The 12,068-nt window shown below is 69.9% G+C and carries 7 protein-coding genes; 3 read left to right on the top strand and 4 right to left on the bottom strand.

The window, feature by feature from the left end; genetic code table 11:
* Window positions 1-262: 262 nt before the first annotated feature.
* On the top strand, window positions 263-2,152 hold the full coding sequence (locus tag OG966_RS13600; protein ID WP_326649853.1) for an AMP-dependent synthetase/ligase: 1,890 nt from the start codon (window positions 263-265) through the stop codon (window positions 2,150-2,152).
* A gap of 69 nt (window positions 2,153-2,221) precedes the next feature.
* Here OG966_RS13600 and OG966_RS13595 read toward each other — a convergent pair whose 3' ends face one another.
* Complete coding sequence (locus tag OG966_RS13595; RefSeq protein WP_326649852.1) at window positions 2,222-2,806, bottom strand: response regulator; 585 nt, start codon at window positions 2,804-2,806, stop codon at window positions 2,222-2,224.
* 10 nt (window positions 2,807-2,816) lie between these two features.
* On the bottom strand, window positions 2,817-6,920 hold the full coding sequence (locus OG966_RS13590) for a HAMP domain-containing protein (RefSeq protein WP_326655190.1): 4,104 nt from the start codon (window positions 6,918-6,920) through the stop codon (window positions 2,817-2,819).
* A gap of 240 nt (window positions 6,921-7,160) precedes the next feature.
* Between OG966_RS13590 and OG966_RS13585 the strand changes: the two genes are divergently transcribed.
* Window positions 7,161-9,119, top strand: a complete 1,959-nt coding sequence (locus OG966_RS13585; RefSeq protein WP_326655189.1) for an ATP-binding SpoIIE family protein phosphatase — start codon at window positions 7,161-7,163, stop codon at window positions 9,117-9,119.
* Window positions 9,120-9,159: 40 nt separating this feature from the next.
* Window positions 9,160-10,392, top strand: a complete 1,233-nt coding sequence (gene hemW, locus OG966_RS13580) for a radical SAM family heme chaperone HemW (protein ID WP_326649851.1) — start codon at window positions 9,160-9,162, stop codon at window positions 10,390-10,392.
* Window positions 10,393-10,398: 6 nt separating this feature from the next.
* On the opposite strand, the gene OG966_RS13575 is transcribed toward hemW, so the two are convergent.
* Complete coding sequence (locus tag OG966_RS13575) at window positions 10,399-11,220, bottom strand: DUF3097 domain-containing protein (protein WP_326649850.1); 822 nt, start codon at window positions 11,218-11,220, stop codon at window positions 10,399-10,401.
* A 10-nt stretch (window positions 11,221-11,230) separates the two neighbouring features.
* On the bottom strand, window positions 11,231-11,965 hold the full coding sequence (locus OG966_RS13570) for an MBL fold metallo-hydrolase (RefSeq protein WP_326649849.1): 735 nt from the start codon (window positions 11,963-11,965) through the stop codon (window positions 11,231-11,233).
* Window positions 11,966-12,068 lie beyond the last annotated feature (103 nt).

Here is a 12,068-nt window from a genome sequence, read left to right as displayed (position 1 = left end):
CCCTCGCAGCAGACAAGCGAAAGCGCCCGCCGGGGTCCGGACGGGCGCTTTTCGCATGGCTGCGGACGCATCACCCGATAGGTGATGGATACACCGACCAGCGGTTCCAGCCACCGGCCGAGCGTTCCGTTCGTTATCAAGCGGCAGCCCGTAGCCCCTTACGCGCAGGTCCCGGGCGCTCTACCCTGAGCACGGCTCGATGGTTACTCGCCAGTTAAACAACAGCCACTCGTGCAGTGCTGCCGCAGGCCCGGAGGACGTCGTGAGCGACACAAAGACCCTGATCGAGAACCGACCGCCGTCCGTGGCGTGTCTCTTCACCGAGCGCGTGGCGGCTACGCCGGACGCCGAGGCCTACCGCTATCCGGTGGCCCCCGCCACCGGTCAGGGGCCCGACGACTGGAAGGCCCTGACCTGGGGGCAGGCCGCAGAGCGGGTCTACGCCATCGCGGCCGGACTGATCGCCCTGGGGGTACGCCCCGAGGAGCGCGTCGCGCTCGCCTCCTCAACCCGGGTCGAGTGGATCCTCGCCGACCTCGGCGTGATGTGCGCGGGCGGTGCGACCACCACGATCTACCCGTCCACCAACGCCGAGGAATCGGCGTACATCCTCTCCGACTCCGAGAGCCGGGTGCTGATCGCCGAGGATGCCTCCCAGCTGGCCAAGGCGCGTGAAAGGCGGGCCGAGCTGCAGGACCTGAAGCACGTCGTGGTCGTCGACGCGAAGGGTGTGGAGCCGGACGAGAGCGACCCCGAGGGCTGGGTGCTTTCGCTTGCCGACCTGGAAGCCCGCGGCGCGGAGTACCTCGCCAAGCACCCGGACTCCGTCAAGGAGCGGGTCGATGCGATCAGGGCCGACCAGCTGGCCACGCTGATCTACACCTCCGGCACCACGGGCCGGCCCAAGGGTGTGCGGCTGCCGCACGACAACTGGTCCTACATGGCCAGGGCGACCGCCGCGACCGGGCTGATCAGCAAGGACGACGTGCAGTACCTCTGGCTGCCGCTCGCCCATGTCTTCGGCAAGGTGCTGACCTCCGGGCAGATCGAAGTCGGCCATGTCACCGCCGTCGACGGCCGGGTCGACAAGATCATCGAGAATCTGCCGGTGGTCCGGCCGACGTACATGGCGGCCGTGCCGCGCATCTTCGAGAAGGTCTACAACGGAGTCGCGGCCAAGGCGCGGGCCGGCGGTGGCGCGAAGTACAAGATCTTCCAGTGGGCGGCCGGGGTCGCCCGCGAGTACGCCAAGGTCGCGCAGGACAACTTCCGCCGTACGGGCTCGGCCTCCGCGCCCTTCGGACTCACCGCCAAGCACAAGGTCGCCGACGTGCTCGTCTACTCCAAGCTGCGCGAGGCCTTCGGCGGCAATCTGCGCGCTGCGGTTTCCGGCTCGGCCGCGCTCGCGCCCGACATCGGCTACTTCTTCGCCGGCGCAGGTATCCACATCCTCGAGGGCTACGGCCTCACGGAGTCCAGCGCCGCGTCCTTCGTCAACCCGGGCGAGGCGTACCGCACGGGCACCGTAGGCAAGCCGCTGCCCGGCACCGAGGTGCGTATCGCCGACGACGGCGAGATCCTGCTGCGCGGCCCCGGCATCATGGAGGGCTACCACCGCCTGCCCGAGAAGACCGCCGAAGTCCTCGAATCCGACGGCTGGTTCCACACCGGTGACATCGGAGAACTGTCCGAGGACGGCTACCTGCGCATCACGGACCGCAAGAAGGACCTGATCAAGACCTCCGGCGGTAAGTACATCGCGCCGGCCGAGGTCGAGGGCCAGTTCAAGGCGGTGTGCCCGTTCGTCTCCAACATCCTGGTGCACGGCGCGGACCGTAACTTCTGCACCGCGCTGATCGCGCTGGACGAGCCGACCATCCTCGGCTGGGCCAAGGAGAACGGCCTGGACGGCAAGCCGTACGCCGAGGTGGTCGCCACCAAGGAGGCCGAGCAGCTCATCGAGGGCTATGTGAAGCGGCTCAACGAGGGGCTGCAGCGCTGGCAGACGATCAAGAAGTTCCGCCTGCTCCCGCGGGACCTGGACATCGAGCACGGCGAGCTGACGCCCAGCCTCAAGCTGAAGCGGCCGGTCGTCGAGCGCGAGTACAAGGACCTCATCGAGGACATGTACGCAGGCTCCCGCGAGTCGTAACCGCGCGAGGCGTAGGACCGGCCGGCGGGCGGGAGCCCGCCCGCGGGACCGAATGTGCCGCGGGCGGGGCTACTGGCTCCGCCCGCGGCGCAGGTCCCTCAGGATCTCCTCCACCCGGGTCAACTGCACCCGCACCTCCGGTATGTCGCTCGGGCCGCTCCTGTCCAGCTCGCTCTCGATCGCACTCAGCCGCTTCGACATCTGGCCCAGCTGCTCCTGCTCCTGTGCCAGCATCCGCTCCAACTGGCGGTTCTTGCGGTGCAGTTCGAGGAAGACATTCACCTTGGCGCGCAGCACCCAGGGATCGAACGGTTTGGTGAGGAAGTCCGCCGCCCCGGTTGCGTAACCCCGGAAGGCATAGCCACTGTCGGCGTCCGTCCCGGTCAGGAAGATGATCGGGACGTCCTTCGTCTGGTCGAGCCGCTTGATGTTGGACGCTGTCTCGAAGCCGTCCATGCCGGGCATCCGCACATCCAGCAGGACCACCGCGAACTTCTGCCGCAGCAGCGCCTTCATCGCCTCCTCCCCCGAACGGGCCCGGACCAGCGGTTCGTTGAGGGACCCCAGTACTGCCTCGAGGGCCACGAGATTGTCCTCCATGTCGTCCACCAGGAGGATGCTCGCGCGGTCGGCGGTGGGTGCCTCTGTGCTCATCGTGTCTGCCTCACGTGATCGTCGGCGGGGCAGTCGGGTTCCCATCGCCGATCGGCTGCCCCGGTATTGCAGGTTCTGCGGCCAATGGCGCACTGTCCGGCCCGGCCGTTCCACTCTCCGGATCCAGCACGGAACAGACGACGGTCAGCAGACGGTCGACGTCGACCGGCTTCGGTACGTAGTCGTTGGCGCCCTGCGCGATCGACTTCTCGCGGTCGCCCGGCATTGCCTTGGCGGTGAGGGCGATGATCGGGAGGTCGGTCCAGAGCGGGCTGCGCCGTATGGCCTCGATCGTCTCGTACCCGTCCATCTCGGGCATCATGATGTCCATCAGGATCAGTTCGACGTCGGGGTTGCGCTCGAGTGTCTCGATGCCTTCCCGGCCGTTCTCCGCGTAGAGCACGGGCATGCCCACTCTGCCGAGCACATGGGTGAGCGCGAAGACGTTGCGGATGTCGTCGTCGACGATGAGGACGCGGCGGCCCGGCAGGATCCGGCCCGCCCGGCCCGACTTCCACTCCTCCAGCTTGTTCGTCGTGGGCCAGCCGTCCTCCGGGTCCGGGCGCGGCACAGGCTCGCTGTGGTGCCGCTCGGGCGCGGCCAGCGGCATGTCATGGATGTCGTGGCCGTCATGGGAGCCGTCGCTCTCGCCGCCGGCATGGCCGGGGTACAGGACGGGGACGTACAGCGTGAAGGTGGATCCACGGCCCGGCTCGCTCTCGGCGATGATGCGGCCGCCGAGCAGCCCGGCGATCTCCCGGCTGATGGACAGGCCGAGGCCTGTTCCGCCGTACTTGCGGTTGGTCGTGCCGTCGGCCTGCTGGAACGCCTCGAAGATCACCGGGAGCTTCTCCGGGGCGATACCGATGCCGGTGTCGGCCACGGCGAAGGCGATCAGGTCGTCGATGCCCTTGAGCAGCTTGTCGTCGGGGTCCTTGACCCTCTCCACCCTCAGTTCGACGCGGCCGGAGGAGGTGAACTTGATGGCGTTGGAGAGCAGATTGCGCAGAATCTGCTGGAGTCGCTGCTCGTCGGAGTACATCTCGCGCGGTACGTCCTCGCCGACCGCGACCTCGAAGGCGAGCCCGCGGTCGAGGGTGATCGGACGGAACGTGGCGTGGACATAGTCGAGCACCTTGATCAGCGGCAGTTTCTTCGGGCGTACGTCCATCCGGCCGGCCTCGATCTTCGACAGGTCCAGAATGTCGTTGATCAGCTGGAGCAGGTCGGAGCCCGAGCGGTGGATCGTGGTGGCGAACTGCACTTCCTGGTCGGAGAGATGGCCGTCCGGGTTGTCGGAGAGCAGCCGGGCCAGGATGAGGAGGGAGTTCAGCGGCGTGCGCAGTTCGTGCGACATGTTCGCCAGGAACTCCGACTTGTACTGCGAGGAGGTCGCGAGCAGTGCGGCCTTCTCCTCCAGCTCGGCGTTGGAGCGCTGCAGTTCGCCCTGCTGGCGCTGGAGCTCGTCGGAGCGCTCCTGGAGCTGGACCGCGAGCCGCTGGGACTCGCCGAGCAGTGACTCCGTACGGGAGTTGGCGATGATGGTGTTGATCGCGACACCGATGGTGTTCACGAACTGGTCGAAGAAGGCCAGGTGGACGTCGGAGAAGCGGGAGAAGGACGCCAGTTCGATGACGCCGAGCAGTTTGTCCTCGAAGAGGATCGGGATGATGACGACGCTGGCCGGCGACGCCTCGCCCAGACCGGAGTTGATCTTGATGTAGTCCGGCGGTGCTTCCTCGAGGAGGATCCGCTTCTTCTCCAGGGCCGCCTGGCGCACCAGGCCGTGGCCCGGCATCCCGGTGGTGTCTATGGTGGCCGACTGGGCCGAGCCGTAACCGGCGATGAACGCCAGTCCCTTGGTGGTGGACGTGGTGTGGGACGGAGCGCCGTCGGCGTCGGGGTCGGCCAGGAAGAACGCGCCGTACTGCGCGTTCACCAGCGGGGTCAGCTCGCGCAGGATGAGGTCGGCGACCTCCATCAGATCGCGGTGGCCCTGCATCAGACCGGCGAGGCGGGCGAGATTGGACTCCAGCCAGTCCTTGGCGCGGGTGGTCTCGCGGAGGTTGGACACCATCAGATTGATGTTGTCCTTCAGCTCGGAGACCTCGCCGCGGGTCTCGACCGTGATCGACCGGGACATGTCGCCCTGGGCGACGGCGGACGCCACCTCGGCGATGGCGCGGACCTGGGTGGTGAGGTTGAGCGCCAGCTCATTGACGTTCGTCGTCAGCCGCTTCCAGGTGCCGTACACGCCCTCGACCCGCGCCTGGCCGCCGAGCTGGCCCTCGGAGCCGACCTCGCGGGCCACCCTGGTGACCTCGGAGGAGAACGAGGAGAGCGTGTCCACCATGGTGTTGATGGTGGTCTTGAGCTCCAGGATCTCGCCGCGCGCGTCCACGTCGATCTTCTTGGAAAGGTCGCCCTGCGCCACGGCCGTCGCCACCTGGGCGATGTTCCGCACTTGTGAAGTGAGGTTGTCGGCCATGTAGTTGACGTTGTCCGTCAGGTCCTTCCACAGGCCGGTGACGCCGAGAACCTGGGCGCGGCCGCCCAGCCGGCCGTCGGTGCCGACCTCGCGGGCGACCCTGGTGACCTCGTCGGCGAAGGCGCGCAGCTGCTCCACCATCGTATTGACGGTGTCCTTCAGCTCCAGGATCTCGCCGCGGGCGTCCACGGTGATCTTCTTGGAGAGGTCGCCGTTGGCGACGGCGGTGGTGACCTGCGCGATGTTGCGGACCTGACTGGTCAGGTTGGACGCCATGAAGTTGACGTTGTCCGTGAGGTCCTTCCAGACGCCGGAGACGCCGCGGACCTGGGCCTGGCCGCCGAGGTTGCCTTCCGTGCCGACCTCGCGGGCGACCCTGGTGACCTCGTCGGCGAAGGCGGAGAGCTGGTCGACCATGGTGTTGATCGTCGATTTGAGCTCCAGGATCTCGCCCTTCGCCTCGACCGTGATCTTCTTGCCGAGGTCGCCCTGGGCGACGGCCGTCGACACGAGGGCGATATTGCGGACCTGTGAAGTGAGATTGTCCGCCATGAAGTTGACGTTCTCGGTGAGGTCCTTCCAGACGCCGGAGACGCCGCGGACCTGGGCGCGGCCGCCGAGGTTGCCTTCCGTGCCGACCTCGCGGGCGACCCTGGTGACCTCGTCGGCGAAGGCGGAGAGCTGGTCGACCATGGTGTTGATGGTCGATTTGAGCTCCAGGATCTCGCCCTGGGCGTCCACAGTGATCTTCTGGGAGAGGTCGCCGTTGGCGACGGCGGTGGTGACCTGCGCGATGTTGCGGACCTGACTGGTCAGGTTGGACGCCATGAAGTTGACATTGTCCGTGAGGTCCTTCCAGACCCCGGAAACACCGCGGACCTGGGCGCGGCCACCCAACTGGCCTTCCGTGCCGACCTCGCGGGCGACCCTGGTGACCTCGTCGGCGAAGGCGGAGAGCTGGTCGACCATGGTGTTGACGGTGAGCTTCAGCTCAAGGAGTTCGCCGGTCGCCTCGACCGTGACCGTGCGGGTCAGATCGCCGCGGGCCACCGCCGTGGTCACCGCGGCGATGTCCCGCACCTGCGCGGTCAGCCGGGAGGCCATGGTGTTGACCGCCTCGGTGACGTCCCGCCAACTGCCCGAAAGACCCTGAACCTTGGCGCGTCCGCCGAGCCGGCCCTCCGTGCCCACCTCGCGCGCCACCCGCGTCACCTCGCTGGTGAACAGCGACAGCTGATCGACCATCTTGTTCACCGCACGGCCGAGCCGGCGTAGATCGCCGCGCAACTGACGGTTGCCGTCGTGCAGATCGACGCGCTGGGTCAGATCGCCGCCGGCCACCGCATCCAGCACGCGGGTGGCGTTCGCGGCGGGCACCACCAAGGCGTCCAGCAGCGCGTTCGTACTGATGACACCGGAGGTCCAGGCGCCCTGGCCGGGGCTGGCCGACAGCCGGTCGTCGAGCCGTCCGTGCCGTACGACCTCCCTGCGCACCCGCGACAGCTCGTCCGTGAAGTGCTGGTTGCGCACGGCGATCTGGTTGAACATCGCCGCCAGTTCGGCGGGCACGCCCTCATGGACCTCGGCCATCCGCACATGAAAGTCCCCGTCGCGCAGGGTCGTCATCGCGGTCAGCAGCGGGCGCAGCTCCGAGGCGCGGATCCAGCCGCCGTCGGCAGACGGCGGCGAGGACTCCGCAGGCAACCGGGACGCCGCCTGAGGGGAGGGCAACGCACTTTCTCTGTTCATAATCCGCCCACTTCGGTGACTCGGCGCTTATGAGCAGGCTCAGTCTGTCACTCTGTCGGTGTCATAAGCGGCGCATTGCCAGAACCGACCAGGAGCCGCACAGTGGGGTCCCTTCCGATGCAGCGCGAGACCGTTCACCGCACAACGCCGTTGTACCCCCTGCGGGATGACGCACGTTCAGTCGCTCGCACCAGCCTGCCCGGCAACCCTCTCGCACCGTCCGCCGCGCGCCGCTTCGTGCGCGCCGCCATCGCCGACTGGACCAACCTCGGAATGCTCGCCACCTGCGCCTTCTGCCGCGGGTCCGGGGGGTGCCCGCCGGGCAGTCACAGTACGGACCGGCTCGCCGACGACGCCGTTCTCATCGTCAACGAACTCGTCACCAACGCCGTCGTGCACGCGGGCACCACCGTCGAACTCCTCTGCAGGCTGGAGGAGTCGGCGGACGTCGAGCCCGCGGCCCTCGTGCTCGAGGTCTCCGACCACCACCCCGCCAGGGCCGTACGCAACGACCCGCACGGCGCCGAGGAACGCTCCGGCACGCCCGAGTACGGGCGCGGCCTCCATCTCGTCGCCGCCCTCGCCGAGCGCTGGGGCATCACCTACCGCTCCGGCCTCAAGACCGTCTGGGCCCGTCTGCCCGTCGACGGCTGGGACACCTGCCCGCTCCCCGGCGCCGAACCCGCGCTGCAACGCGGACTGCGCGCCGCCGAGATCCTCGCCCCCTCGCCCCGGCGCACCGTGCGCGAGGACCAGGACTGGATCAGCCGCGGCGCCCTCTCCTTCCTCGCCGAGGCATCCGACCTGCTCGCCGGACAGCTCGACGAGGACATGGTCGCGGCGCTCGCCGGGCAGCTGCTGGTACCGAGGCTCGCCGACTGGTGCGCGATCTGGCTGGACAGCGAGGCGGGACGGCCGGGGTCCGGCTGCGGCGCGGGCGGCGGAGCGGGGGCCGCGCAGCGGCTCGCCCGGGTCTGGCACAGCGACGAGTCCCGTACGGAGCAGCTGCGCGATGCCCTGGGCAAGGAGCCGCCGCTGCTGCCCGAGGCCGCGGGCAACGGGCCCGTACCGATCCCCTGGCCCGGTGACGGCGAACCGGGTGCCGGTGAGGGCTCGGCCGTCGCCTACCGCCTGGCCACGGGCGGACGCGGGCTCGGCACCCTGCTGGTGGCGCGGTACGGCCTCGCACGCGTACCCGACGAAGCGACCGCGCTGATCGCGGACTTCGCACGGCGGGTGGCTCTCGCGATCAGCGCGGCCCGCCAGTACACCCGGCAGGCCACCATCAGCCGGGTCCTGCAGCGCGGTCTGCTGCCCGGCAAGGTCGGGGAGATCCCCGGCGTCGACCGGTTCCTGGTGTACGAGCCGAGCGACGACGGCGTCGCGGGCGGCGACTTCTACGACATCTTCCCGGCCGGCTCGGGCGGCCGCTGGTGCTTCATGCTCGGCGACGTCCAGGGCAGCGGACCCGAGGCGGCGGTCGTCACCGGCCTCGCCCGGCCCTGGCTGCGGCTGCTCGCCCGCGAGGGGTACCAGGTCGGTCAGGTGCTGGACCGGCTCAACGGACTGCTCCTCGACGACGCTATGGAGGCGGCGGAGTCGGCCGCGCTGATGGTCGTGGCAGCGGGCGGTCAGGGCGTCCCGGAGGGTCCGCAGGCGCGGTTCCTGTCCCTGCTCTACGGCGAGCTGGTGCCCTCGCCCCGGGTCGGCGGAGGCGTCCGCTGCACGCTGGCGAGCGCCGGACATCCGCTGCCGCTGCTGCTGCGGCCCGACGGCCGGGTGCTCACCGCGGCCGAGTCGCAGGTGCTGCTCGGGGTCGTCGAGGACGTCGCGTACCAGAGCCAGACTTTCGACCTGGAGCCCGGGGACACCCTTCTCTGCGTCACGGACGGGGTGACGGAGCGGCGCTCGGGGACGCGGATGTTCGACGACGAGGACGGGCTCGCCCGGGTGCTCGCCGGCTGCGCGGGCCTGACCGCGCAAGGGGTCGCGGAGCGGATCAAACAGGCGGTGTACGAGTTCGGGGAGGCGCCGCCGGAGGACGATCTGGCGTTGCTGGTGCTCAAGGCGCGGTAGCCGTCCCGGGGCACTCGCGAGGTGACGGACAATGGGGAGCATGCCTTCCGTACTGCCCGATGGTGAGCCCATGCCCGAGGACGGGGCGCTGCCCGCGTCCGCCCTGACGGGCGCCGGGGACCGGCCGCTCGCCTTCTATCTGCATGTGCCGTACTGCGCGACGCGCTGCGGCTACTGCGACTTCAACACCTACACGGCGACGGAGCTGCGCGGCTCGGGCGGCGTGCTCGCCTCCCGGGACAACTACGCCGCGATGGTCGCGGACGAGGTCCGCCTCGCCCGCAAGGTACTGGGCGACGACCCGAGGCAGGTGCGGACCGTGTTCGTCGGAGGCGGTACGCCGACGCTGCTCGCGGCCTCGGACCTGGTGCGGATGCTGGAAGCGGTCCGCGAGGAGTTCGGGTTCGAGGACGGCGCGGAGATCACGACCGAGGCGAACCCGGAGTCGGTGGACCCGGCGTATCTCGCCGAGCTGCGGGAGGGCGGCTTCAACCGGATCTCCTTCGGGATGCAGAGCGCGCGGCAGCATGTGCTGAAGGTGCTGGACCGTACGCATACGCCGGGCCGCCCGGAGGCGTGCGTCGCGGAGGCACGGGCTGCGGGCTTCGACCATGTGAACCTCGACCTGATCTACGGCACGCCCGGCGAGAGCGACGACGACTGGCGCGCGTCCCTGGCGGCCGCGGTGGGCGCGGGTCCGGACCACATCTCGGCGTACGCGCTGATCGTCGAGGAAGGCACACAGCTTGCGCGGCGGATCCGCCGCGGCGAGGTCCCGATGACCGACGACGACGTCCACGCGGACCGGTATCTGATCGCGGACTCGGTGCTCGGGGACGCGGGCTTCGACTGGTACGAGGTCTCCAACTGGGCCACCTCCGAGGCGGGCCGGTGCCTGCACAACGAGCTGTACTGGCGCGGCGCGGACTGGTGGGGCGCGGGCCCCGGCGCCCACAGCCATGTGGGCGGGGTGCGCTGGTGGAATGTGAAGCACCCGGGCGCGTACGCGGCGGCGCTGGCGGAGGGCCGCTCGCCGGGCGCGGGCCGCGAGCTCCTCTCTGCGGAGGACCGCCGGGTGGAGCGGATCCTGCTGGAGCTCAGGCTCCGGGACGGCTGCGAGCTGGGGCTGCTGCGCCCGGCGGGCCTGGCGGCGGCGGCCGGTGCCCTGTCGGACGGCCTGCTGGAGCCGGGACCGTACGAGGAGGGCCGGGCCGTACTGACGCAGCGGGGCCGCCTGCTGGCGGACGCGGTGGTACGGGACCTGGTGGACTGACGCCGCTCAGGCGGGCGGTGCCGTCACGAAGTCGATCAGGTGCTCCACCGAGCCCAGGAGCTCCGGTTCCAGGTCCCGGTAGCTCCGGACCCCGCCCAGAATCCGCTGCCACGCCGCTCCCGTGTTCTCCGGCCAGCCCAGTGCGCGGCAGACTCCCGTCTTCCAGTCCTGGCCGCGCGGCACCGACGGCCATGCCCGGATGCCGACCGAGGACGGCTTCACCGCCTCCCAGACGTCGATGTAGGGGTGGCCCACGATCAGGGCGTGATCGCCGGCGACCTGGGACGCGATACGGGACTCCTTCGAGCCCGGGACCAGATGATCCACCAGCACCCCGAGGCGCGCGTCCGGGCCGGGCGCGAAGTCCTTGACGATCGACGGGAGGTCGTCGATGCCTTCCAGGTACTCCACCACCACGCCCTCGATCCGCAGATCGTCACCCCAGACCCGTTCGACGAGCTCCGCGTCGTGGCGGCCTTCCACATAGATACGGCCCGCCCGCGCGACCCTCGCCCGTGCCCCCGGGACCGCGACCGAGCCGGAGGCCGTACGCGCCGGGCGGGCCGGTGCCGTCGCCGAGGGGCGGACCAGCGTGACCACCCGGCCCTCCAGCAGAAACCCCCGCGGGACCAGCGGGAACACCCGGTGCTTGCCGAAGCGGTCCTCGAGCGTGACCGTCGGGCCCTCCGCGGTCTTCTCGGTACGGATCACCGCACCGCAGAAACCCGTCGTGACCTCCTCCACGACCAGGTCGGACTCGGCGGGGACCTCCGGGGCCGGCTGCCGCTTCTTCCAAGGAGGCGTCAGATCCGGGCTGTAGCTGCGCATTTGGCCGACGCTACGACACACTGAAGCGCTCCGCCAACGAATCCCGCTGCGCGCGTACGAAAGCCGCGTCGACTCTCGCCCCGTGCCCTGGGACATATACCGCGTCCTCGCCGCCCAGCGACAGCAGCCGGTCCAGCGCCGCCGGCCAGCGGGACGGGATCGCGTCCGGGCCCGCCTGCGGTTCGCCCGACTCCTCCACCAGATCCCCGCAGAAGACCACCTCCGGGCTGCCCGGGCCGCCGTCCGGCACCAGCAGTGCCAGATCGTGGCCCGTGTGGCCGGGCCCGACATTGGCCAGCAGCACCTGGCGGCCGCCCAGCTCGAGCGTCCACTCCCCGCACACCAGATGGCGCGGCAGCACCAGCAGATCGGCGGCCTCCGCGGCCTCCTTCGCGGGGACACCGTGCCGTACGGCCGCGTCGCGGATCTCGTCCCGCTCGCGCCCCATCAGGTCGTCGAGGCCTACCGCGCCGAACACCTCGGCCCCCGAGAACGCCGCGGTCCCCAGTACATGATCGAAGTGCGGATGGCTCAGTGCGATATGCGTCACTCGGCGGCCGCCCAGCAGCGCCTGCGCCTGGGTGCGGAGCTCGGCGCCCTCACGGAGCGTCGAACCCGTGTCGTACATGAGGACACGGTCGTCGCCGGCGACCAATCCGACGGTCGCGTCCCAGACAGGCATCCGCCGGCGCCCCACCCCGTCGGCCAAGCGCTCCCAGCCGAACTCTTCCCAACTGACGTCCATACCGCGACGCTATCGGCAGGGACCAGCGGTGTCGCACGGTAGCGTGATCGGCCGCCCCTTGCAGAACGCCCTTGCTAGGGGCGTACCCGACAGCCGTACACTG

Origin of the sequence: Streptomyces sp. NBC_01750, from assembly GCF_035918095.1 — a bacterium.
GTDB lineage: Bacteria > Actinomycetota > Actinomycetes > Streptomycetales > Streptomycetaceae > Streptomyces.
Note: the sequence above shows the minus strand (reverse complement) of the source record. Positions and strands in the feature narration are given on the sequence as shown.